The 24183-nt window shown below is 70.7% G+C and carries 18 protein-coding genes; 12 read left to right on the top strand and 6 right to left on the bottom strand.

The genetic code is table 11. The features are described 5' to 3' along the window. Positions 1–58: 58 nt before the first annotated feature. Positions 59–1123: a uroporphyrinogen decarboxylase gene (gene hemE / locus OHA84_RS27255; protein WP_266969358.1), complete on the bottom strand. Its 1065-nt coding sequence runs from the start codon at positions 1121–1123 to the stop codon at positions 59–61. A 91-nt stretch (positions 1124–1214) separates the two neighbouring features. On the opposite strand from hemE, the gene OHA84_RS27250 reads away from it, so the two are divergent. From OHA84_RS27250 to OHA84_RS27200, 11 genes are all read left to right on the top strand, one after another. After that, entirely contained in the window at positions 1215–1871 is a 657-nt protein-coding gene (locus tag OHA84_RS27250) for a DUF3000 domain-containing protein (RefSeq protein ID WP_053684722.1), read from the top strand. 299 nt (positions 1872–2170) lie between these two features. Then, positions 2171–2833 carry a response regulator transcription factor gene (locus tag OHA84_RS27245; protein ID WP_007267191.1) on the top strand — a complete coding sequence of 221 codons (663 nt, stop codon included), beginning with the start codon at positions 2171–2173 and terminating at the stop codon, positions 2831–2833. 182 nt (positions 2834–3015) lie between these two features. Continuing rightward, a complete protein-coding gene (locus tag OHA84_RS27240; RefSeq protein ID WP_053684720.1) occupies positions 3016–4296 on the top strand; it encodes a ribonuclease D in 1281 nt (426 codons plus the stop codon). A gap of 226 nt (positions 4297–4522) precedes the next feature. Continuing rightward, a complete protein-coding gene (locus OHA84_RS27235; protein ID WP_053684718.1) occupies positions 4523–5749 on the top strand; it encodes an acetyl-CoA C-acyltransferase in 1227 nt (408 codons plus the stop codon). Continuing rightward, positions 5746–7884, top strand: coding sequence for a 3-hydroxyacyl-CoA dehydrogenase NAD-binding domain-containing protein (locus OHA84_RS27230; protein WP_053684716.1), 2139 nt, complete (start codon positions 5746–5748; stop codon positions 7882–7884). The genes OHA84_RS27235 and OHA84_RS27230 overlap by 4 nt, the downstream gene beginning before the upstream one ends. A gap of 170 nt (positions 7885–8054) precedes the next feature. Then, complete coding sequence (locus OHA84_RS27225) at positions 8055–9107, top strand: signaling protein (RefSeq protein ID WP_159041639.1); 1053 nt, start codon at positions 8055–8057, stop codon at positions 9105–9107. Between the two features lie 160 nt (positions 9108–9267). Then, complete coding sequence (locus OHA84_RS27220) at positions 9268–11262, top strand: hypothetical protein (protein ID WP_053684712.1); 1995 nt, start codon at positions 9268–9270, stop codon at positions 11260–11262. Positions 11263–11339: 77 nt separating this feature from the next. Next, a complete protein-coding gene (locus OHA84_RS27215) occupies positions 11340–12845 on the top strand; it encodes a bifunctional cytidylyltransferase/SDR family oxidoreductase (protein ID WP_053684710.1) in 1506 nt (501 codons plus the stop codon). A gap of 2 nt (positions 12846–12847) precedes the next feature. Next, on the top strand, positions 12848–13690 hold the full coding sequence (locus OHA84_RS27210; protein WP_053684708.1) for a rhamnogalacturonan acetylesterase: 843 nt from the start codon (positions 12848–12850) through the stop codon (positions 13688–13690). Continuing rightward, on the top strand, positions 13687–14499 hold the full coding sequence (locus OHA84_RS27205) for an Ig-like domain-containing protein (RefSeq protein WP_053684706.1): 813 nt from the start codon (positions 13687–13689) through the stop codon (positions 14497–14499). Before OHA84_RS27210 ends, OHA84_RS27205 begins: the two co-directional genes overlap by 4 nt. Positions 14500–14515: 16 nt before the next feature. Continuing rightward, a complete protein-coding gene (locus OHA84_RS27200; RefSeq protein WP_053684704.1) occupies positions 14516–16105 on the top strand; it encodes a glycosyltransferase family A protein in 1590 nt (529 codons plus the stop codon). Here OHA84_RS27200 and OHA84_RS27195 read toward each other — a convergent pair. Continuing rightward, entirely contained in the window at positions 16075–17247 is a 1173-nt protein-coding gene (locus OHA84_RS27195; RefSeq protein ID WP_159041638.1) for a hypothetical protein, read from the bottom strand. The two genes, OHA84_RS27200 and OHA84_RS27195, sit on opposite strands and share 31 nt — an antisense overlap. A gap of 130 nt (positions 17248–17377) precedes the next feature. Between OHA84_RS27195 and OHA84_RS27190 the strand changes: the two genes are divergently transcribed. Next, a complete protein-coding gene (locus tag OHA84_RS27190; RefSeq protein WP_266969359.1) occupies positions 17378–18469 on the top strand; it encodes an LCP family protein in 1092 nt (363 codons plus the stop codon). A 14-nt stretch (positions 18470–18483) separates the two neighbouring features. Here OHA84_RS27190 and OHA84_RS27185 read toward each other — a convergent pair whose 3' ends face one another. From OHA84_RS27185 to OHA84_RS27170, 4 genes are all read right to left on the bottom strand, one after another. Continuing rightward, positions 18484–18981 carry a GNAT family N-acetyltransferase gene (locus tag OHA84_RS27185; RefSeq protein ID WP_266969360.1) on the bottom strand — a complete coding sequence of 166 codons (498 nt, stop codon included), beginning with the start codon at positions 18979–18981 and terminating at the stop codon, positions 18484–18486. 108 nt (positions 18982–19089) lie between these two features. Then, positions 19090–20607: an amino acid permease gene (locus tag OHA84_RS27180; RefSeq protein ID WP_053684697.1), complete on the bottom strand. Its 1518-nt coding sequence runs from the start codon at positions 20605–20607 to the stop codon at positions 19090–19092. Between the two features lie 116 nt (positions 20608–20723). Then, a complete protein-coding gene (gene dxs / locus OHA84_RS27175; RefSeq protein WP_053684695.1) occupies positions 20724–22640 on the bottom strand; it encodes a 1-deoxy-D-xylulose-5-phosphate synthase in 1917 nt (638 codons plus the stop codon). A 250-nt stretch (positions 22641–22890) separates the two neighbouring features. Then, entirely contained in the window at positions 22891–24180 is a 1290-nt protein-coding gene (locus OHA84_RS27170) for a sugar ABC transporter permease (protein ID WP_053684864.1), read from the bottom strand. Between the last annotated feature and the right edge of the window lie 3 nt (positions 24181–24183).

The raw sequence follows: 24183 nt of genomic DNA, 5'->3' as shown, positions 1-24183 counted from the left end.
GACGGGCGGGGCTCCTGTGGTCACGCGATGGCGACGCGGCCCGGTGAAGGGCCCCGCGTCAGCGCCGGGTGCTGGTGTGGACGTGCTCCACCAGGCGGGTCAGGGCGTCGGGGTCGGTGGTCGGCAGGACGCCGTGACCGAGGTTGAAGATGTGGCCCTCCAGGCCGGCGGCGGCGTCCAGGACCTCGCGGGTCTTGGCCTCCACGGCCTCCGTGGTGGAGAAGAGGACCGCCGGGTCCAGGTTGCCCTGGAGCGCCTTGCCGGGGCCGACGCGGCGCACGGCCTCGTCGAGCGGGACCCGGTAGTCGACGCCCATGACGTCCGCGCCGGCCTCGCCCATCAGGCCGAGCAGCTCGCCCGTGCCCACGCCGAAGTGGATGCGCGGGACGCCGTACGAGGCCACGGATTCCAGGACCTTCGCCGACGCCGGCATCACCGAGCGGCGGTAGTCCGCGGGGGCGAGCGCGCCGACCCAGGAGTCGAAGAGCTGGATCGCCGAGGCACCGGCCTCGATCTGGACCTTGAGGAAGGCCGAGGTGATCTCGGCGAGGCGGTCCAGCAGGTCGGCCCAGAGCTGCGGGTCCCCGTACATGAGGGCCTTGGTGTGCTCGTGGTTCTTCGAGGGGCCGCCCTCGACGAGGTAGCTCGCGAGGGTGAAAGGCGCGCCGGCGAAGCCGATCAACGGCGTGGAGCCCAATTCACCCGTGAGCATGCCGATCGCCTCGGTGACGTACGAGACGTCCTCCGGAGTGAGGTCGCGCAGTTGTGCGAGGTCCTCGCGGCGGCGGATCGGCTGGGCCACGACGGGGCCGATGCCCGGCTTGATGTCGAGGTCGACGCCGATCGCCTTGAGGGGGACCACGATGTCGGAGAAGAAGATCGCGGCGTCCACGCCGTGCCGCCGCACGGGCTGCATGGTGATCTCGGTGACCAGGTCGGGCCGCATGCAGGACTCCAGCATCTGCGTGCCCTCGCGCAGCTTGCGGTACTCCGGGAGTGAGCGTCCCGCCTGCCTCATGAACCACACCGGGGTGTGCGGAACCGGCTCCCGCCGGCACGCCTTCAGGAAGGCGGAATCGTGCGTCTGACTCGGCTGGCCCTTGGGGCGGTCGTTGGCGCTCACGACCCAAATCTTCGCACGTACGAAGAAGTGCCCGACCCGGCGCGGGTGTCCCTGCGCAGTCCGGCCGCTCGTTCCGCCTAGTCTTCCCCGCATGGCTGCGGCTCAGGGACGATTTTCAGATGGCGCTGACGGTGTGGACAGCGCGAAGGAGAGCTCCGTCCCGCTCCCGTTCCGGCGGGCGGTCGACGGCTTGAAGAAGGCGCGGCTGCGGCAGGGGATCGAGATCGACCCCACCAAGCCGCCGCAGAGACTCGCCCCGTACGCCTACGCGCTGGAGGCGGCGGTCGTCGACGGCGAGGACGACCTGGCCGACGGCCGGCTGATCCTGCTGCACGATCCGTCCGGGCACGACGCATGGCAGGGCACCTTCCGCCTGGTGACGTTGGTACGGGCGGAACTGGAGCCGGAGATGGCCGCGGACCCGCTCCTCCCCGAGGTGTGCTGGTCCTGGCTGACGGGGGCGCTGGAGGCGCGCGGGCTGACGTACGGCGAGCCCAGCGGGACGGTGACCATGGCGAGCTCGCACTATTTCGGCGGGCTCTCGGAGCGGCGGCCGGCCACTCAGATCGAGATCAGGGCCTCGTGGACGCCGCGCGAGGGGGTGGGCGGGGTGCCGGACACCTCGGCTCACCTGTCGGCCTGGTGCGAGCTGCTGTGTCAAATCGCGGGGCTGCCGCCGGTCGGCCCCACCGACACCGTCACCGGCGTGGTGTCCCTGCCACAGCGGCGCGGTCCGCACCACCCGTAGTCAAGGGGCCGCTCGGCCGCACCGCGGGCCCCGTCCGGGGGCTCCCCGGGGTGGCGCCCCGGGTCGGGTCGACCGATCGAGCCCGCATCGGAGTGCCAGAACGTGCATTCGTTGCGGGCTTCTGATCATCCATTGATCGATCGTGCGTCCGAATTGCCCGAATTGTTACTCACCAAATCGTGATCATTCCCTAAAGCCGGGCGGGTGACGTGCCGAAGGAGTCAATGACCATCAGCACGGAGCGCACCGGCTTCCCTTCCCCCGGCCGAGACGTTCCGCCACTCCCCCAGGAGGCCTAGGTGTCCGTTCTTCTCGAGCAGCCCGCAAGCCTGGTCGCCTACCGCCCGAACAAGCCGACGGCCATGGTCGTCGTGGCCGACCCGCGCGTCCGTTCCACCGTGACCCGCCATCTGTGGGCCCTCGGAGTACGTGATGTGATCGAGGCGTCGTCCATCGCGGAGGCCCGCCCCCGCGTCGGCAGCCCGCGCGACATCTGCGTGGCCGACGTACACCTGCCCGACGGTTCCGGTCTCACCCTGCTCTCCGAGACCCGTGCCGCCGGCTGGCCGAACGGCCTGGCCCTGTCCGCCGCCGATGACATCGGCGCCGTCCGCAACGCCCTCGCGGGCGGAGTGAAGGGCTACGTCGTCACCGGCACCCGGACCAACATCGGGCTCCCCACCCGGCCCGGCGCCGCCCCCATCGGTGCCGCCGCCGCCCGCATGCACCGCCGCCCCCCGGGTGCCCCGAGCCACCCGGGCGGCTACCGAGAGCTCTCCGGCCGCGAGGTCGAGGTCCTGCGCCTCGTCGCGGAGGGCCAGTCCAACAAGGCCATCGGCGTCTCGATGGGCCTGTCCGCACTGACCGTGAAGTCCCACCTCGCCCGGATCGCCCGCAAGCTGGGCACCGGCGACCGGGCCGGGATGGTCGCCGTCGCCCTGCGGACCGGAATCATCCACTGACCCCGCCCGGTGGCTCCCGGGGGACGACCCGGGGAAACCCCGGGACACGTTCGAGCCCACCCCGTCCTCTCCCTCCCGCCGCACCCCGTCCCCACCCCCGCGCTTCACCAGGTCTCACCCTCGCGCCCGTCGCCGGAACGTTCCGGCGACGGGCGCGCCACATCCACGGATACCCTTGACCGGTGACCGACGCCCAAGAGACCGCAGCACACCTGCGCACCACCACCGGGGGCGGCCCCCCGGACGAAGAGGTTTCGTCCGATGGGTTGCCCGTTCCCTTGCTGGAGCCCCGCGAGGGCATCCCCCCGGTGGTCGCCGACGCGGAGTCCCTCGCCGAGGTGGTCGCGGCCTTCGCCGCGGGCACCGGCCCCGTCGCCGTCGACGCCGAGCGCGCCTCCGGCTACCGCTACGGGCAACGCGCCTACCTGGTGCAGTTGCGCCGCGAAGGAGCGGGATCGGCGCTGATCGACCCGGTCGGCTGCCCCGACCTCTCCAGCCTTGGCGAGGCGCTGTCCGGGACCGAGTGGATCCTGCACGCCGCCACCCAGGACCTGCCGTGCCTGCGCGAAATAGGCATGGCCCCCACCTCCTTGTTCGACACCGAACTGGCCGGCCGGCTGGCGGGCTTCCCGCGGGTCGGACTCGGCGCGATGGTCGAGAGCGTGCTCGGCTACACGCTGGAGAAGGGCCACTCCGCCGTCGACTGGTCCACCCGCCCCCTCCCGGAGCCGTGGCTGCGCTACGCCGCCCTGGACGTGGAACTGCTGGTGGACCTGCGGGACGCGCTGGAGAAGGAACTGGACCGGCAGGGCAAGCTGGACTGGGCCCACCAGGAGTTCGACGCCATCGCCTCCGCCCCGCCCGCGCCCCCGCGCAAGGACCCGTGGCGCCGCACCTCCGGCATGCACAAGGTGCGCCGCCGCCGGCAGATGGCCGTCGTGCGCGAGCTGTGGGAGTCCCGCGACCGGATCGCGCAGCGGCGCGACGTGTCCCCCGGCAAGGTGCTGGGCGACGCGGCGATCGTCGAGGCCGCGCTGGCCATGCCGCTCAACGCGAGCGCGCTGTCCGCCCTTCCCGGCTACGGGCAGCGGATGGGCCGGCGCCAGCTGGAACAGTGGATGGCCGCGGTGGACCGGGCCAAGGCGCTGTCCGAGAACGAACTGCCTCAGCCGGGCGCGACCCCGGCCGGCCCGCCGCCGCCGCGTTCCTGGGCCGACAAGGACCCGGCCGCCGCCGCCAGGCTCTCGGCGGCCCGGGCCGCCGTCACGGCGCTCGCCGAGGGGCTGAACCTGCCCCAGGAGAACCTGATCACCCCGGACACGGTCCGCAGACTGTGCTGGGAGCCGCCGCAGCGCCTGGAGGCGGACACGGTGTCCGAGGCCCTGGCGGCCCACGGAGCCCGGACCTGGCAGATCGAGCAGGTGACCCCGGCGCTGGTCGAGGCGCTCGCCGCCACCGACTGACCCCTGGACGACGAAGGAAGCCCCCCGGCCCCGGCCGGGGGGCTTCCTTCGTCACCGCCGCCGATGAGAGCCGGCGGCGGGAGTGTGACCTTCGCCGCTCCTCCCGGAGAGGGTGTGCACATTGGTTACCCGCAAGTAGCATGGGGCAGGTGAGCGGGCGCTCAGCAAACAACGCCGACCGCGCCCCCGCGCAGCAGTGCACACCCGCACCTGGAGGAGAGCCAACGTGCCTCGTACCGTCAGGGACGTCGTCTTCGTCGACGGCGTCCGCACCCCGTTCGGCAAGGCGGGCCCGAAGGGCATCTACAACGGGACCCGCGCCGACGATCTCGTCGTCAAGGCGATCCGGGAGCTGCTGCGCCGCAACCCGGACCTGGACCCCGCGAAGATCGACGAGGTCGCCATCGCCGCGACCACGCAGATCGGTGACCAGGGTCTGACCCTGGGTCGCACCGCCGGCATCCTGGCGGGCCTCCCGCAGTCCGTGCCCGGCTACTCCATCGACCGCATGTGCGCCGGCGCGCTGACCGCCGTGACCGCCGTCGCGGGCGGCGTGGCCTTCGGCGCGTACGACGTCGCCCTCGCGGGCGGTGTCGAGCACATGGGCCGCCATCCCATGGGTGAGGGCGTCGACCCGAACCCGCGCTTCGTCTCCGAGAAGCTGGTCGACGAGTCCGCCCTGTTCATGGGCATGACCGCCGAGAACCTGCACGACCGGTACCCGACGATCACCAAGCTCCGCGCCGACGAGTACGCCGTGCGCTCGCAGGAGAAGGCCGCCAAGGCGTACGCCGACGGCAAGATCCAGCAGGACCTGGTCCCGATCTCGGTGCGCAACACCAACGAGGCCGCCGGCGAGACGGGCTGGGGCCTGGTCACCACCGACGAGCCGATGCGTCCGGGCACCACGCTGGAGAACCTGGCCGGCCTGAAGACCCCGTTCCGTACCCACGGCCGGGTCACCGCGGGCAACGCCGCCGGTCTCAACGACGGTGCCACCGCCGCGATCATCGCGTCCGAGGACTTCGCCCGGGAAAACAACCTCCCGGTCAAGATGCGCCTGGTCGCGTACTCCTTCGCCGGTGTCGAGCCGGAGGTCATGGGCTACGGCCCGATCCCCGCCACCGAGAAGGCCCTGGCCCAGGCCGGTCTGACGATCGATGACATCGGTCTCTTCGAGGTCAACGAGGCGTTCGCGGTCCAGGTCCTCGCGTTCCTGGAGCACTACGGCATCGCCGACGACGACTCCCGCGTGAACCAGTACGGCGGCGCCATCGCCTTCGGTCACCCGCTCGCCTCCTCCGGCGTCCGTCTGATGACGCAGCTGGCCCGCCAGTTCGAGGAGCAGCCGCACGTCCGCTACGGCCTGACCACCATGTGCGTCGGCTTCGGCATGGGCGCCACGGTCATCTGGGAGAACCCGAACTTCAACGCCGAGGGAGACTCCAAGTGAGCACCACCGCTGAGCTCCTGAAGGGCGCGGCCGAGCTGTTCCCGGACGAGGTCGTCACGTCCGCGCACGTCCGCCACCTGGACCTGCCGTTCGGCGCCGGGCGCTTCGCGCTCATCACGCTGGACAACGGCTTCGACCACACCAAGCCGACCACCTTCGGCCCCCAGTCCCTCGCCAACCTGAACGCGGCGATCGACCAGGTCGAGCAGGAGGCCCTCGCGGGCTCCATCGTCGGCGCGGGCATCACCGGCAAGCCGTTCATCTTCGCGGTCGGCGCCGACCTCAAGGGTGTCGAGCTGCTGAAGAAGCACGACGAGGCGCTCGCCATCGGCAAGGGCGGCCACGACGTGTTCAAGCGCCTGTCGGCGCTGGCCGTCCCGTCCTTCGCGTACTACAACGGCGCGGCCATGGGCGGCGGTGTCGAGGTGGGCCTGCACTGCACCTACCGCACCGTCTCCAAGGCCATCCCGGCCTTCTCGCTGCCCGAGGTCTTCCTCGGTCTGGTACCGGGCTGGGGCGGCTGCGCCCTGCTGCCGAACCTGATCGGCGCGGACCGCGCGGTCTCGGTGATCATCGAGAACTCGCTGAACCAGAACCGCCAGCTCAAGGGCAAGCAGGTCTTCGAACTGGGCATCGCCGACGCCCTGTTCGAGGGTGCCGACTTCCTGGAGCAGTCGCTGATCTGGACGGCGAACGTCCTGAACGGCGCCACCGAGGTCGTACGGGCCGACGTGGACCGCGCCGAGGGCTGGGACGCGGCCGTCGCCCGCGGCCGCGCCATCGCGGACTCCAAGGTGCACGGTGCGGCCCCGGCCGCCTACCGGGCGCTGGAGATCATCGAGGCGGCCAAGGACGGCGACCTGCAGAAGGGCTTCGACGCCGAGGACGCGGCCCTGGCCGACCTCATCATGGGCGGCGAACTCCGCTCCGGCATCTACGCCTTCAACCTGGTCCAGAAGCGCGCCAAGCGCCCGGCCGGCGCCCCGGACAAGTCCCTGGCCCGTCCGGTCACCAAGGTCGGCGTCGTCGGCGCGGGCCTGATGGCCTCGCAGCTGGCGCTGCTCTTCCTGCGCCGCCTGGAAGTGCCGGTGGTCCTCACCGACATCGACCAGGAGCGCGTGGACAAGGGTGTGGGCTACGTCCACGCCGAGATCCAGAAGCTGCTCGGCAAGGGCCGCATCAACCAGGACAAGGCCAACCGCCTGACCGCCCTGGTGAGCGGTGTCCTGGACAAGGCCGAGGGCTTCGCGGACGCGGACTTCATCATCGAGGCCGTGTTCGAGGAGATGTCCGTCAAGCAGAAGGTGTTCGCGGAGGTCGAGGCGGTCGCCCCGGCGCACGCGATCCTCGCCACCAACACCTCCTCGCTGTCGGTCTCCGAGATGGCCTCGAAGCTCCAGCACCCGGAGCGCGTGGTCGGCTTCCACTTCTTCAACCCGGTCGCGATCCTCCCGCTGCTGGAGATCGTCCGCGGTGAGCAGACCGACGACGCCTCGCTGGCCACGGCCTTCGGTGTCGCGCGGAAGCTGAAGAAGACCGCGGTCCTCACCAAGGACGCCCCGGCGTTCGTGGTGAACCGCATCCTGACCCGCTTCATGGGCGAGATCCAGAACGTCATCGACGAGGGCACCCCGGTGGTCACCGCCGAGAAGGCGATCGAGCCGCTCGGCCTGCCCATGTCGCCGCTGGTGCTCCTGGAGCTCGTGGGTCCGGCGATCGGCCTGCACGTCTCGGAGACCCTGAACCGCGCCTTCCCGGAGCGCTTCACCGTCTCCCCCAACCTCAAGCGGGTCGTCGAGGCGGGCAAGCGCGGCTTCTACGTCTACAACGCGGAGAACGGCTTCAAGCCGGAGCTCGACCCCGAGGTCGCCGCGCTCCTGGTCCAGGGCGACAGCGTCCTGACCGAGGAGCAGGTCCGTGACCGCGTCCTGGACGCGGTGGCGCAGGAGATCGGTCTGATGCTGGAGGAGGGTGTCGTGGCCGAGGCCCAGGACATCGACCTCTGCCTCATCACCGGCGCCGGCTGGCCCTTCCACCTGGGCGGCGTGACGCCGTACCTGGACCGCGAGGGTGTATCGGAGCGGGTGAACGGCAAGAAGTTCCTCGCCCCGGGTCTGGCGAGCGTCCCGGTCTGACCGTCGCGTCCCCGACGCGCGTGACGGACGCCCGTCCCCCGAGCGGGGGCGGGCGTCCGCCGTTTCCGCCGTTTCCGCCGACTCCGCCGTTTCCGCCGGTGGCGGGGCCCCGCGGGGTCTTGCACGGGGGCGGCGACGTCGGCTCGTACGGGGGCCGGCAGAATGTCTGCATGGCGGATGACACGACACTTTTCAGCCGCCGGACCCTGATGTTCGGCGGCGGCGCGGTCGCCGCCGGGTTGGCCGCGAGCGGTCTGACGTGGGCGCTCTCGTCGGAACCGGACGAGCCCGACCAGGAGGAGCCCGACCCTCAGCCGACGGCCGGGGACTTCGACATGCGGACGGGCGCCGAACTGCTGGCGCCGACGCCGCTATTCAATACGACGGGTCCGCAGTCGTTCGCCTTCGACGATGCCAACGGTTTGGTCTACACCCTTCAGACCATGCAAAGCGGCATTCGACTGGAAGACGAGTCGGAGCCACTCGCTTCCGGCGACCGAAAGACCGCCGGCGATATGTGCCTGACCCGGTTGAGCAGTACGGGGATATCTCTCGGGCACATGTATCTCCGCGGCTTCGGGCATGGAATTTCCTTCGGTGTCGAGCCCGCCGGCAAGCACACCTACATATGGGTGGAGAGCAGGCCCGACGCGGACAGCGGCTACGGAACGCAGGTCGCCCGTGTGCTGTTCGACGACGGCGGTGTGGTCGACGGGTCCGACCGGCGGGTCCCGCACTACGATCCGGTCCCGGGCGCGTCCGACGTGTCCCCCGCGCTCGACCTGGCGGGTGGGCGCGTGCTGGTGAGCCACGAGTTGGACGGGGAACACCGGCTGTCCGTGTACGGGATGGCGGACTTCCTCGCCGGTCGCTTCGACCCCGTGCACGCCGTGCGGGCCGGTGTCCAGGTGAAGGAAGAGGAGTGGTTCCAGGGCTGCGCCCTGCACGGGAACTTCGTCTACATCCTCACCGGCCGCCCGTACACGACCAAGGACGGGAACAATCCGCGGAAGTCCGGCGGAAACACGCACGTCTCGGCGATCGACATTCGTACGGGGCGCGCTCAGGGCCGACACAAGGTCACCGTGGCACCGGATCTGCCCTTCCGGGAGCCGGAGGGAATGGCGATCGGTTCCGCGGATTCCCGCCCCGCATTGTGCGTGGGCTTTTCCATCAAGGCGGAAGACCGGCGCGAGCTGACGGTGTATCGCTTTACGGGGTGAACAATCGGACCTTGAGGGACGAAGGCCACAGGTGTGCCCACAAGAGCCACCAATCATTGGCCCGAGCGTCACCTCGTGTTCTTAACTCGTCCATACGGCTGCTTATACTACTGCGACACTTCCGCCGAATCTCAACACCTCCACGGGGAGGCCTCCCACGATGGGCCCCAAACGACTGCACGCCGTCACCGGCGTTCTGATCAGCGCCGGGCTCATCCTCAGCTTCCTCGGGATGATGGCGGCGGTCGCGACCGTCTCCCTGCCGATGTTCGCCTACTGCGCGGCCCTCAGCTACGCGGCCGACCTGATGCTGCACAGCACCGAGTCGACCACCCTGGAGCGGCTGCGCGACTCTCGCTTCGGCCTGACCATGCGCTTCCTGATCCGGCAGTTCCTGCTGCTGGGCCTGTGCGGGGCCATCGCCGACATCGAGTCGTTCGTGGCACAGATGACGACCATCGGCCTGCTCCTCCTGTTCATCCTGCAACTCGCCTACGGCGCGCTCCTCAAGCACGTCCGCAAGCAGCGCAATGAACTGCCCTTCACCACCCGCGGGCTGGACCTGGACGCGCTGGGCATCCGTCGCATGCCGCACCCGTTCCTGGTGGACAAGCACGTCCGCAAGACGCTGCACCTGGACATCCCCCTGGTGGCCGGGGCCCTCGCCACCATCGCGACCGACAACTGGCGCTGGGTCACGTACGGGATGATCATCACGGTCTTCCTCGCCTACCTGTCCCTCCTGGTGCTGCTGCCCGACGCGCGCAACGCGCTCAAGCTGCCCACCACCGACGAGGCCATCGACGAGCTGAACCACCAGCTGGCCGAATACCGCCCCCAGGTCGCCCTTTACTTCACCTTCGCCGCCATCTCCAAAGACTTCATGTACCAGGTGAACATGTGGTTGGAGGCCCTGGAGGCGTTGGACCTTCGGCCCCTCATCGTGCTGCGCGAGCGGGCCACCCTGCGCTACCTGGACGCCACGTCGGTTCCCGTCATCTGCGTGCCCAAGGCGGACAACCTCGCGCGCATCGAGATGCACGAACTCCGCGTCGCCCTCTACCCCGGCAACGCGGGCAAGAACGTGCACATGCTCCAGCGCGCCGAGGTCAAGCACGTCTTCATCGGCCACGGCGACAGCGACAAGCTCGCCAGCAGCAACCGCGTCAGCAAGGTCTTCGACGAGATCTGGGTGGCCGGCCGGGCAGGCCGCGACCGCTACGAGCGCATCAAGCACGCGGTGACGCACAACCAGATCGTCGAGGTCGGCCGGCCCCAGCTGATGCCCCTGCACCGCTGGACGGGCCGGGCCGTCAACCCCGTGCCCACCGTCATCTACGCCCCCACCTGGGAGGGCTGGACCGACGACGCCTGCTACACCTCGGTGCTGCCGGCCGGCGAGAAGCTGATCCAGGCGCTGCTCGACCACGAGCTCGACATCCGTGTGATCTACAAGCCGCACCCGCTGACCGGTTCCCGCTCGCCGCAGGCCGCCGCCGCGCACCGACGCGTCATCGCCCTCCTGGAGGAGGACAACGCCCGGCGCTTCGGCCGCAACGTGAGCGACTCCAAGGCCGCGAGCCGCAAGCTGGCCCGCCTCGACCAGCGCATCGCCGACCTCTCCGAGCGCGGTGTCCGTTCCCCGTACCCCGACCTCAGCGAAGAGGAGCGGACCGCCCGCATCCGGCGCAGCCGCAACCAGGCCGGGACCCTGTACTGGAGCGCGATGCCCGACGCCGCGCACCATGTGGTGACGAACCGGATCCCCGCGCTGTACGACTGCTTCAACCATTCCGACCTGCTCATCGGCGACATGTCGAGCGTGGTGTCCGACTTCGTCGCCACCCTCAAGCCGTACGCGATCTTCAACCTCGACGGTCTGCCGGACCAGGAGTTCCGCAACGAGCAGCGCACGGCGTACGCCTCGTACCTGCTCGACGCCGACTGCAACGGCCTGTCCGAGGCGATCGAGGCGATGCTGAACCCGACCGAGGACCACATGGCCCCCTACCGGGAGCAGCTCAAGGAGTACCTCCTCGGCGCGGAGTACCCGCCGTCGGTCGTTCGCTTCAACGACGCCGCGAACGATCTCTACCGTCGTGGAGTCGCCGACTTCCCGATCGAGTACCCGGAGCCGGCGCCCTTCCCCGCCTAGCCGGCGCACCCTGCCACGGCCGAATCACACCCGCCAGGCCGTGGCCCCCATCCCCAGCTCAGAGGAAGAAGGAGACCGTGCCGTCCAGTACCACCCCCCGCCGTACCATCGCCGTTGTTCTCGCAGGGGGGACCGGCCAACGCATCGGGCTCGAGATACCGAAGCAGCTGCTCAAGATCGCCGGTAAGTCGATCCTGGAGCACACGCTGCACATCTTCGAGTCCGCGGCCGACGTGGACGAGGTCCTCCTCCTCATGACGCCCGACCACGTGACGGAGGCCCGCCGCATCGTCGAGCACGCGGGCCTGACGAAGGTCTCCCGGGTGCTGGCCGGCGGAACGACGCGGAGCGAGACCACCCGCATCGCCATCGCCGCCGCCTCGCAGGGGCGGGAGGCCGACGAGCACATCAACCTGCTCTTCCACGACGCCGTGCGCCCGCTGCTCTCGCAGCGCGTGGTCCGTGAGTGCGTCGAGTCCCTGGAGCGCTACCAGGCCGTCGACGTGGCCATCCCGTCGTCCGACACCGTGATCGTGACGCGCACCCACGGGGACGACGGCGAGTTCATCACCGAGGTGCCGGACCGCTCCCGGCTGCGCCGGGGCCAGACCCCCCAGGGCTTCCGGCTGTCCACGATCCGCAACGCCTACGAGCGGGCGGCCGCCGACCCGTTCTTCCAGGCGACCGACGACTGCTCCGTGGTCGTCAAGTACCTGCCCGACGTGCCGGTCCACGTGGTCACGGGCGACGAGTACAACATGAAGGTCACCCAGCCGGTCGACGTGTTCATCGCCGACAAGCTGTTCCAGCTCGCCTCGCACGCCGCGCCCGCCCACGCCGACGAGGCCGCCTACCGCGAGCAGCTGTCCGGCAAGACGATGGTGGTGTTCGGCGGTTCGTACGGGATCGGCGCCGACATCGCGCGGATCGCCGAGAGCTTCGGTGCCCGGGTCTTCGCACTGGGGCGCTCCACCACCGGCACCCACGTGGAGAACCCCGACCACGTCGAGGCGGCGCTGGCCGAGGCGTACGCGCAGACCGGCCGGATCGACCACGTGGTGAACACCGCGGGCGTGCTGCGGGTCGGCCGGCTCGACGAGACGGACGACGACACGATCCGGCAGGCGCTGGAGGTCAACTACCTGGCCCCCGTGCAGATCGCGCGGGCCGCCCACAAGTACCTCGGCGAGACGCGGGGGCAACTGCTGCTGTTCACCTCCAGCAGCTACACCCGGGGCCGCGCGAACTACAGCCTGTACTCGTCGACGAAGGCCGCCATGGTCAATCTGACGCAGGCGCTGGCCGACGAGTGGGCCGAGGACCACATCCGCGTGAACTGCGTGAACCCGGAGCGCACCGCCACCCCGATGCGCGTCAAGGCCTTCGGCGAGGAGCCGACCGGTTCCCTGCTGAGTTCCGAGGCGGTGGCCCTGACCTCGCTGGACGTCCTGCTGTCCACGATGACCGGACACGTCGTCGACGTGCGCCGGCAGGACCCGACCACGAACGCGGCGCAGCGGTCCGCCTTCGAGGCGGCGCTGGCGGCGGTGCTGGTGCAGACGGCCGGGGACGAGGGAGTCTAGGCGTGACGTACGCACCCGGACCGGGCCAGGAGCACCGCCCGAGGATCTTCGTGGCGGGCGGGTCGAACTCGGTCCACCGGCCCTACAGCTTCCTGCCGATGGCGGGCTGGACCCAGGCGCTGCCGCTGTTCCTCAACGACGCGGTGGAGGTGGTGAACTGCTCCCGGGCACGAGCCAGCTCCAAGAGCTTCCGCGAGCGCGGCCGGCTCCAGTGGATCCTGGACACCATGCGGCCGGGTGACTACCTGCTCTTCGGTTTCGGGCAGACGGACTGGAAGCCGGACCCCGGCCTGCACACCGAGCCGTTCTCCACCTTCCTGGAGCACATGACGGCGTACGTCCACGGGACCCGCGAGCGGGGTGCGCACCCGGTGATCCTGCTGCCGTACGAGCGGCGGCGGATCGACCGGCACGGCAACGTCGCGCGCTTCCTCGGGGACTATCCGGTCGCCGCACGGCAGTTGGCCGAGGACGAGCACGTACCGGTCGTCGACCTGTACGAGCAGAGCCTCCAGTGGTGGGAGGAGCTCGGGTCGGAGGCCACCAAGGCCGTCTTCACCTACCTGCGGCCGGGCGAACCCCTCCAGGAGCACGTGCTGGACGGGGACAACGTGCACCTGCGGGCCGAGGGCGCGATCGAGTGCGCGCGGTTCATCGCCCGCAGCATGCTGGAGCAGGGCGTGATCCCCGCGCACTGGGGCCGCGACCTCGACCGGACCCGTTTCTCGTACGAGGAACTGGGCTGGCTGGACGAGGAGACCTTCTGGCACCGCACCAAGACCCGCGTGTCGAAGATGCCGGCGGTCCCGGCCGGCGCCCCCGCGAACAAGGAGTCCGGCGCGTGAACCACCTCCTCGGTCGGGGCCGGGCCCTCGGCTCGGATCCCTCCCAGGGCGCCGCCTACGCGGGCCTGTACTCCTCGGCGGACCCGCGACTCGGCGTGGCCCCCGGCGAGGTCGTCCAGTTCGGCCTCTCGGTCGCGGTGGACCGGACGGGCTCGCGCGGCTGCGCGTACCTCCTGGCCGCCCCGCTGACCGCCGCCGGCGAGATCGTCGGCCTCCAGGGGCTGGAGTACTTCCCCCGGCAGCGCTGGTTCCGGGTGCGCGCGGAGGCGGGTGAGACCGGTACCGGTGTCCTGCAGCTGCGGGCCGCCGAGAACGCCAAGGCCCCCCGGATCCGTCCCCAGATCATGGTGGGCGTCCCGGACGCGACCGGACGCAAGATGGTCCGCACCGCCCGACTCGACACCCAGGCCCTGCCGTTGCGCCGGCCCGCCGCGCGCGGCCTGCGCATCGCGACCGAGCCCAACACGCCCGGCGCGGTACACGTGCTGTCGGGCGCGCCCGCCGGGTCCGCGGCGATCTCCGTGACCCGGCCGGGCCACGGAGACGCGCAGCTGTCCTACGACGGGTGGGTGACCTACACGCCCGACCCGGGCTTCGTCGGGTACGACCGCTTCGCGTACGTGGTGGGCACCCCCGGGGCGGGCGAGCAGACCTCGCACGTCAACGTCTTCGTCGGCGGACTCGCCGCCACGCCGGGCGCGTTCCCGGAACACACGACGGACGTCGCCTTCCGCCCCTGGCAGTGGCCCGAGCTGACCGGCGAGATGCCGTGGCCCGTGCCCGCGCCCCAGCGGTCCCCGCAGAACTGAAGAGGATCACTCGACCATGAACACAGCCGTCGTGAACGTCACGGACGTGACGGTCGCCGTCCGGGTCCGCGATCAGGCCGCCGAACTCGACGCCTGTCTGGCCTCCCTCGTCGGCCAGTCGATCGGCACGGACCGGCTGGAGATCATCGCCGTCGACGACGGGTCCACGGACGACAGCGGATCCGTCCTGGCCAGGGCCGCGCACCAGTACCCCTTCCTGCGCATGGGCCTGATCGCCCACGGGCAGAGCCCGGCGGCCGCCCGCAACTGGGCGCTGAGTCAGGTGCGCGGACGGTACGTGATCTTCCTGGAGGCCTGCGACCGGCTGACGCCCGACGCCTTGGAGCGGATGGTCACGGCGGCGGACACCAACGAGGCCGACGTGGTGCTCGGGAAGCTGGAGAGCTCGGGCCGGCACACCGTCGCGACGTCGATGTTCCGCAAGAACCAGCCCTACACGGACGTGGACGCCTCCCGCGTCTACTGGTCGCTGACCCCGGACAAGCTGTTCCGCACCAGCATGCTCCAGCGGCGCGGGCTGGCGTTCCCCACCGACATGCTGATCGGCGACGACCAGGCCTTCACCGCCGCCGCGTTCATCGGGGCGGACAACGTCTCGGTCGTCGGCGACGCGACCTGTGTGGTCAAGGGGGCCTCGCCCGCGTCCCCGGCCGGGCTCGCGGACCGGGTGGCGCTGGTCTCGCGCATGCTGGCGCTGGTCGACGCGCAGGTGCCGCAGGGGCCGCGCCGGGACCGTCTGCACTCCCGCCACCTGGAGGTGGAACTCGGCAAGGCGACCGCGGCCGCGCTGTTGTCCGCGACGGACCCGACGGAGGCCGAGCAGGCCCTGTGGGCGGCGGCCGAGGTGCTGCGGACCCAGGCCCGCGCGGGGGCGCTCGCGCTGCTGCCGCGCACGCTCGCGGTGCGGTTCGCGCTGCTGGCGCAGGGCAGGATCGCCGAGGCCCGGTCGATGGCCGCCTTCGAGGCGGACAAGAACCGGCCGAGCGTCCGCAAGACGGTGGAGGGCGGCCGGGTGTACACCGGGCTGCCGTTCTTCCGCGATCCGCAGGTCGGCCTGCCGGACGAACTCTTCGACATCACCGATGACATGACGGTCAGTCACGAGTTGCAGAAGCTCCGCTGGGACGGGGCGATGCTGCTGCTCGACGGGTACGGGTTCTTCGAGCAGTTGTCGACGAAGGAGCGGGCCACCCGCGTGGTGCTGCGGGAGCGGGCCACCGGCGCCCAGGAGACGCACGCCGTGACCGCGCGGCGGGACGACACCCTCACCAACGCCAAGGGCAACGCGCGGGCGATGGGCCGTTTCTCGGCCCGGATCAACCTGGCGCAGACCGCGATCGGCCGGCCGCTCCCGCCGGGCATCTGGGAGGTGCACCTCGCCGTGAGTTTCGAGGGCGTGTCCCGGGAGGTGCGGCTCGGACCGAAGCGGGCGGCCGAGGTGGACACGACAGCCCGGATGCCGGTCCGCATCGCACCCTCGCCCGACGCCCCGGAGACGGAGCTGGTCGCGACGCCCTTCTACACCGAGTCGGGCGAGTTGTGCGTCGAGGTCTCTCAGCGGTTCCCGGTACCGGGTCGCGCCTGAGGGGACCCGACGGCGTCCCAGGGGCCGAAGACCAGCCCCTGGGCGGGGTCCTGCGACGTGCGGATCAGCGCGCCGTCCCGGTCGAAGGCGGCCACCACGATCCGCCCGGCCGCGTCGACGGCGGGCTGCGGGGACAGCGCGCCGTGACCGCCCAGGGAGGCCCTCCAGGTGCCGTAGCCCTCGTTCTCGGTGACGTAGGCGGTGAGTTCGACGCCGCCGTCCGCGCCGATGTGCGTGAGGACCGTGCAGTCGTAGCCGCCGAGCATCGTGCGGACCACGCCCGGCGCGCCCCGTCCGCCCGCGTCGCCGAGGCCCACCAGGGTTCCCTGGAGCCCCTGTTCGCCTGCCCGCCAGGCGACCAGCGAGCCGTCGCCCGGGTAGCGCCAGAAGTACGTCGCCCGGCGGGGGCCCGTCTCGCACACGGCGACCGTGCCGGGGACCACGGGGGACGGAACCCGGTCGGCGTGCCGGAACCGACCCTGCCCCGCGCCCGTCCAGCGGTCGGCGCCGGCGGGGCCGAGGGCGAGGAGTTCCAGCGGGCCGCCCGCTGGCATCAGCGGGGTGACCCCGCCCTCGTAGGGGTCCGAGGACAGTTGCTTCCAACCACCCCAGACGCCCTCGGCGTTGCGGCTGCACCGCAGGATGCCCCCGTGGCGCAGGGACACGAGCACGTGCACGGAGCCGGAGCGCTGGTTGACGGCGACGCGGGGCGGGCCGGTCGGCAGGTCGTCGGGGCCGCCGCGGACGTGGGGAACGCCGAGGCCACGCCAATCGGTGAGGGCGCGGCCGGACTGGAACTGGGTGGAGACGGCGATCTCCTGTCGGCCCGAACCGTCCCGGGCGGTGACCGGCGCGGCGAAGTGGACGTATCCCTCGCGGCTTCGGGCCATGGCCGCGTAGCCGGTCCACCCGGGAACCTCGAACCTCTCCGGGCCCGTCCACCCCGAGGCGGGGGCGGCGGCCTCGGTCCAGCGCAGCAGTCCGTCGGGCCCGCAGGCGTAGGCCGTCAGGCGGCCGTCGCCGCCCGTGAACAACCATGTTCCGGCCGGGGGTCGGACCGGCGGACGGGCCGGTCCGCCCGGGTCACCGGACGCCGCCCCGCGGGCGGAGAAAGCCGTCCGACCGGCGCTGTTGCCTCGCATCACGCCGTCCATCCGCCCTTCCGTCGAGTGCTGTCCGTCGTTCCTCCGACGGCCTTTCACCGAAAAGGACCAGCCACTCGAAAGCGTGTCCTATGATTCACCCCATCTATAATAGAAGGGCTCCGCCTCCATGATTGACCGGCCCTCGGCACCGGCCCCGGCCTCCTCCCCTGTCTCCCGGCGAAAGCCGCGGCGTGGCAGGCGCGTCCTGTGGATCGTGCTCTCGGTGGCGGCCCTGCTCGTCCTCGCGGTCGGCGGCGCCGGCTGGTGGACCTACAGCCACCTCAACTCGAACATCTCCAGCGTCGACCTGAACCAGGCGATCGGCGACAACCGCCCGAAGAAGGTCGTCGAGAACGCCCAGAACGTCCTGGTCCTCGGGTCCGATTCACGGGCCGGGGCCAACGGCGACCTCGACCACGGCGACGTCAGCGGTGCCCGCTCCGACACCGCCATGCTGGTGCACATACCCGAGGGCCGCTCCAGGGCCACCGCGGTGAGCATCCCCCGCGACACCCTGATCAGCCGGCCCGAGTGCAAGGACAACGACGGCGGCACCGCGCCCGCCGCGAAGCGGGTCATGTTCAACTCGGTCTACTCCCTCGGCGGCCCCGCCTGCGTCGTGAAGACCGTGGAGCAGCTGTCCGGAGTCCGCGTGGACCACTTCGTCGAGGTGGACTTCGCCGGCTTCAAGGGTCTGGTCGACGCCCTCGGCGGGGTCACCGTCACCCTCGACCAGCCGATGAGCGGCGCCAAGGGCGGCCTCAAGCTCGACGCGGGCACGCACCGGCTGGACGGCACCGACTCGCTGAAGTTCGTACGGACCCGCTACGGCTACGGCGACGGCAGCGACCTCGGGCGCATCGGCCTCCAGCAGCAGTTCATGCTCGCCATGCTGTCGGAGATCAAGAAGCAGGACGCCCTCGGCAACCCGACCCGGCTGTACAAGCTGGCCGACGCGGGGACCAAGTCGCTGACCACCGACTCCGATCTGGCGTCCCTCACCGCGCTGTCCGACTTCGCGCGGAGCATGAAGGCCGTGGACCCGGCGACGATGGAGACCATCATGCTGCCGGTGGCCTACGACAAGGTCGACCCGAACCGCGTGGTCGTCGCCGAACCGCAGGCCGGCCAACTGTGGGAGGCCCTGCGCACCGACCAGAAGGTCCCGGCATCGGCGAAGAAGTCCCCCGCCAAGGGCGGCACGGCCGCCAAGCCGTAGGCCGAATCGCTCCGCTAGTGCAGCACCGTGCGCCAGTCGTTGCTCGTCTCCCAGTGGCCCGGGGGGTACTCGAACGGGACCTCGCCGAGCAGGACGAAGCCGGCCTTGCGGCAGACGGCGTTCGACGCCCCGTGGTCGAGGGGCGGGAAGGCGTGCAGGTGGCGGCGCGTACCGTGCTCGGCCGCGTGGGCGACGAGGGTGCGGGCCGCCGCCGCGGCCACGCCGCGGCCCTGGTGTTCGGGCAGGATGCCCCAGCCCGTCTCGTAGACCTCCTCGTCCTTCCAGGTGCGCTCCCAGAAGCCGATGCTGCCCACGCTCTCGCCGTCGGCGACGACGCGGAACATCCGGCCGGCCGCCGGCTCCCGGGCGCTGAGGGCGAGGTAACGGCTCTGCCGGTCCCGGAGCCTGGCCTCGGACTCCGGACCGCCGAGGTGTGCGGTCATGGCCGGCTCGTTCGTGCGGAGCAGCAGCCAGTGGTCGTCTTCCGCCCAGGCTTCCAACGTGATCTTCATGGCGCCCAGGCTAGTCACGGGACGCGCCGCGGGACAGGGTCGTGCGAGGACGTACGGACCGGACCCCGGCGGGGCTGCTGCCCGCCGGGGCCCGGTCCGGGGATGCCTCTAGTGCTGCTCCTCGTGGTGCGGGTCGAGGCCCACTCCCTCGCCCCGGCCCAGTCGGCTGTGCTTGCGCCCGTACATGTAGTACACGGCGATGCCGATGAGCATCCAGACGACGAACCGCAGCCAGGTCTCGGCCGGGAGGTTGAGCATCAGCCACACCGAGGCGGCGATCGACACGATCGGCACGAACGGCACCCACGGGGTCCGGAAGGCCCGGTGCAGGTCCGGGCGGGTCCGGCGCAGGATGATCACGCCGAGGGCGACGACCACGAAGGCGAACAGCGTACCGATGTTCACCAGGGTGGCGAGTTCGTTGATGCTGGTGAATCCGGCGACGATCGCGATGATCACACCGAGCAGGATCGTCGGCCGGTACGGGGTGCGGAACCTCGGGTGCGTGCGCGAGAAGAAGCGCGGCAGCAGGCCGTCACGGCTCATCGCGAAGAACACACGGGTCTGACCCAGCAACAGGATCATGCAGACGGTGGTCAGGCCCACCGCGGCGCCGAAGCTGATGATGCCTCCGTAGACCGGATGTCCGGCGGATTTGAAGGCGTCGGCCAGCGGCGCGCTCACCGACAGCTCGGTGTAGTGCTGCATGCCGGTCACCACGAGGGAGACCGCCACGTACAGCACCGTGCAGATCAGCAGCGAGCCGAGGATGCCGCGCGGCATGTCGCGCTGCGGCATCTTGGTCTCCTCGGCGGCGGTGGCGACCACGTCGAAGCCGATGAAGGCGAAGAACACGACGGAGGCCGCGGTGAAGATGCCCATGACGCCGAAGTTGGTCGGCTCGTAGCCGAAGATCAGCTGGACCAGTGGCGCGTCGAATCCCGCTCCGCCCTCCTGGGGCACCGCCTCGGGGATGAACGGCTTGTAGTTGCTGCCCGTGATGAAGAACAGGCCCGCGATGATCACGATGAGCACCACCGTGACCTTGATCGCGACGACGATCGCGGTGATGCGCGCCGACAGCTTCACGCCGATGACGAGGACGACCGTCAGGACCAGGACCAGGAGGAAGGCGAGCAGGTCGAAGGTGCCGCCCGGCACGTCCGGCCCCTCCAGGGCCGCAGGTAGATGGATGCCGGCGTTGTCCATCAACGAACGGACGTACCCGGACCAGCCGACCGCGACGACCGCGGTGCCCAGCGCGAACTCCAGCACCAGGTCCCAGCCGATGATCCAGGCGGGAAGCTCACCGATCGAGGCGTAGGAGAACGTGTACGCCGAACCGGCGACCGGGACGGTCGAGGCGAACTCGGCGTAGCACAGGGCGGCGAGCCCACACACGATGCCGGCGGCCACGAACGCCAGGGCGGTGGCCGGGCCGGCGTTCTCCTTGGCGACCTTGCCGGTGAGGACGAAGATGCCGGTGCCGATGATGACACCGACGCCGAAGACCATCAGGTCCCAGGAGGAGAGCGACTTGCGGAGGGCGTGTTCGGGCTCCTCCGTGTCGCGGATGGACTGTTCCACCGACTTGGTGCGGAAAGGACTGTTGCGATCCGTGCTCACCGACGCACCTCCGAAAGGTGACGCGTACGCGAAACGGGCCGGGAGGCCCACCCTTCAAGGGTGATCTCCCGGCCCGTGGGACGCAACCGCGCGTCGGGGGCTCGACGGCCCGTCGACTAGTCGACGGTGGCGGCCGGCTCGCTGTCGTAGCGCCCGTCCAGCTTGGCGACGAGGCCGGTCACCTGACGGGCGATGTCCGGGGCGGTCAGGCCGATCTCGGCCAGGATCTCCTTGCGCAGCGCGTGGTCGAGGAAGCGCTGCGGGATACCGAAGTCCCGCAGCGGCACGTCGACGCCCGCGTCCCGCAGGGCCTGCGAGACGGCGGCGCCCACGCCGCCGGTGCGGCCGTTGTCCTCGACGGTGACGACGACCCGGTGCCGCTCCGCGAGCGGGGCCAGGGCCTCGTCCACGGGCTTGACCCAACGGGGGTCCACCACGGTCGTGGAGATGCCCTGCTTGTCGAGCAGATCGGCGATCTCTAGGCACATCGGGGCGAGCGCGCCGACGGATACGAGCAGTACGTCCGGACGGGTGACCTCGGGGGCCGGGGTGCGCAGCACGTCCATGCCGCCGATCCTGCCGACGGCCGGCACGGCCGGGCCGACGACTCCCTTGGAGTAGCGCACGACGGTCGGCGCGTCCTTGACCTCGACGGCCTCGCGCAGTTGGGCGCGCAGCTGCTCGGCGTCGCGCGGGGCGGCGAGCCGCAGGCCGGGCACGACCTGGAGGATCGACATGTCCCACATGCCGTTGTGGGAGGCGCCGTCGTCACCGGTGACGCCCGCGCGGTCCAGGACGAAGGTGACCCCGCACTTGTGCAGGGCGACGTCCATCAGCACCTGGTCGAAGGCGCGGTTGAGGAAGGTCGCGTACACGGCGAAGACCGGGTGGACCCCTCCGGTGGCCAGTCCGGCGGCCGAGGTGGCGCCGTGCTGCTCGGCGATGCCCACGTCGAAGATGCGCTCCGGGAAGGCGTCCGCGAACTTCTTCAGGCCGACGGGCTGGAGCATGGCCGCGGTGATCGCGACGATGTCCGCGCGCTCCCGGCCGAGCTTGACCATCTCGTCGGCGAAGACGGAGGTCCAGCTGGCGGCCGCCGTCTTGACCGGGAGGCCGGTGTCCGGGTGGATGACGCCGACCGCGTGGAAGCGGTCGGCCTCGTCCTGGACGGCCGGCTGGTAGCCGCGGCCCTTCTGGGTGAGGCAGTGCACGATGACCGGGCCGCCGAAGCGCTTCGCGCGCTGGAGCGCGGACTCCAGGGCCTCGATGTCGTGGCCGTCGATGGGGCCGACGTACTTCAGGCCGAGGTCCTCGAACATGCCCTGCGGGGCGATGAAGTCCTTGAGGCCCTTCTTGGCGCCGTGCAGGGTCTCGTAGAGCGGCTTGCCGACGACCGGCGTACGCTCCAGGAGGTCCTTGCCGCGGGCCAGGAAGCGCTCGTATCCGTCCGTGGTGCGCAGGGTGGCCAGGTGGTTGGCGAGGCCGCCGATCGTGGGACCGTACGAGCGCTCGTTGTCGTTCACCACGATGACCAGCGGGCGGTCCTTGGCGGCGGCGATGTTGTTCAGCGCCTCCCAGGCCATGCCTCCGGTCAGCGCGCCGTCGCCGATGACGGCGGCGACGTGGTGGTCCTCGCGGCCCAGCACCTCGTTGGCCTTGGCCAGGCCGTCGGCCCAGCCCAGCACGGTGGAGGCGTGGGAGTTCTCGATGACGTCGTGCTCGGACTCGGCGCGGGAGGGGTAGCCGGACAGGCCGCCCTTGGTGCGCAGGCCGCCGAAGTCCTGGCGGCCCGTGAGCAGCTTGTGGACGTAGGCCTGGTGGCCCGTGTCGAAGAGGACCTTGTCCTTGGGCGAGTCGAAGACCCGGTGCAGGGCGATCGTCAGCTCGACGACACCGAGGTTGGGGCCGAGGTGCCCGCCGGTCTTGGAGACGGCGTCGACGAGGAAGGACCTGATCTCGGCGGCGAGCTGTTCGAGCTCCTCCTGGCTGAGCCGGTCCAGATCGCGCGGTCCCTTGATGCGGGTCAGCAGCACCCGTGCCTCCTTGCAGTTGCTTGCTGGTCTGTCGAGTCTAATGTTCCGCTCGCGACGAGCGTCATCGGGCGGTACCGGGAGGGTCACGCCTTTGTCATACCTGTACACCTGATCGCCAAATCACACATCCCAAACGGGTGTATACCCGCACAGTTGTACCCACGAATGTACGCACGAGCGCCCGGCACCACTGGAAGTGGCACCGGGCACTGTGACGGGTCTTACCGCCGGGTACTGCCTGGGACAGAGGTCAGGCGCGTCCGGCCGTCTTCTGGGTCTTGCGGGTGACCGAGTCGATCACGACCGTGGCCAGCAGGACCGCACCCGTGATCATGTACTGGATCGGGGTGGCGATGCCCTCCAGGGCCAGACCGTACTGGATGGAGGTGATGACCATGACGCCCAGGAGGGCGTTCCAGGTCCGGCCCCGGCCACCGAAGAGGCTGGTGCCGCCGATGACGGCCGCGGCGATCACGTTCATCAGCAGGTCGCCGGCGCCGGCGCTCTGGTTGGCGGCCGCGATCTTGGAGGCCCAGAAGAGCCCGCCGACGGCGGCGAAGGTGCCGGCGATGGCGAAGACCGTGATCCGCACCCGGTTCACGTTGATGCCGGCGCGACGGGACGCCTCGACGCTGCCGCCGAGCGCGAACACCTGACGGCCGAAGGAGGTGCGGCGCAGGAGGAAGTCCGTGCCGACGAGGGCCAGCAGGAAGAGCACCACCGCGAGCGGCAGACCCTTGTACTGGTTGAACACGACGGCGGGACCGAAGGTGAACACCGCGAGGACGCCGGTGCGCAGCAGGATCTCGGTGAGCGGCCGGGCGGGGACGCCCGCCGCCTGTCGGCGCCGGTTGTCGAAGTAGGTGGCCAGGAAGTATCCGGCCACGGCCAGGGCCGCGAGGCCGTAGCCGACCGCCACGTCCGAGAAGAAGTACGTGGTCAGCTGACCGACCACGCCCTCGGAGTCGAGGTTGATGGTGCCGTTGCTGCCGAGGATCTGCAGCATGGCGCCGGACCAGAACAGCAGGCCCGACAGGGTGACGGCGAAGGCCGGGGCGCCGATCCGGGCGAAGAAGAAACCGTGGATCGCGCCGATGAGGGCGCCGCCGGCGACGGCGGCGAGGATCGCGAGCCACTCGTTCACGCCGTGGGTGACGGCGAGGACGGCGACGATCGCTCCCGACACACCGCTGACCGAGCCGACCGAGAGGTCGATCTCGCCGAGCAGCAGCACGAAGATGATGCCGACGGCCATCATGCCGGTGGCGACCATCGTGATCGCGATGTTGGTCAGGTTCTCGGGGCCGAGGAAGTTCGAGTTCAGGCTCTGGAAGATGCTCCAGATGACGATCAGGCCGACGACGACCGGGAGGGATCCCAGGTCACCGGCCTTCATCTTGCGGCCGAACTCGCTCAGGTAGCCGGCGAAGCCCTGCTCGCGCACGAGCAGACGGGGGTCGACGGCCGGGATGGCGTCGGCCGCAGCCGCCGGGTTGACCGGGTCCACGTGCCCGACGCGGTCGGTCGGGCCCTTGTCCAGCGG

It is taken from the genome of Streptomyces sp. NBC_00513 (assembly GCF_041431415.1).
Lineage (GTDB): Bacteria > Actinomycetota > Actinomycetes > Streptomycetales > Streptomycetaceae > Streptomyces.
The sequence above is the reverse complement of the archived record's forward strand: the minus strand, read 5'-3'. Positions and strand labels throughout refer to the sequence as shown.

Coding starts and splice junctions, on each gene's coding strand:
- OHA84_RS27195 (WP_159041638.1), bottom strand. CDS start 17,247: ATGCGAGGCAACAGCGCCGGTCGGACGGCTTTCTCCGCCCGCGGGGCG.
- OHA84_RS27225 (WP_159041639.1), top strand. CDS start 8,055: ATGGCGGATGACACGACACTTTTCAGCCGCCGGACCCTGATGTTCGGC.
- OHA84_RS27220 (WP_053684712.1), top strand. CDS start 9,268: ATGGGCCCCAAACGACTGCACGCCGTCACCGGCGTTCTGATCAGCGCC.
- OHA84_RS27200 (WP_053684704.1), top strand. CDS start 14,516: ATGAACACAGCCGTCGTGAACGTCACGGACGTGACGGTCGCCGTCCGG.
- OHA84_RS27190 (WP_266969359.1), top strand. CDS start 17,378: ATGATTGACCGGCCCTCGGCACCGGCCCCGGCCTCCTCCCCTGTCTCC.
- OHA84_RS27185 (WP_266969360.1), bottom strand. CDS start 18,981: ATGAAGATCACGTTGGAAGCCTGGGCGGAAGACGACCACTGGCTGCTG.
- OHA84_RS27250 (WP_053684722.1), top strand. CDS start 1,215: ATGGCTGCGGCTCAGGGACGATTTTCAGATGGCGCTGACGGTGTGGAC.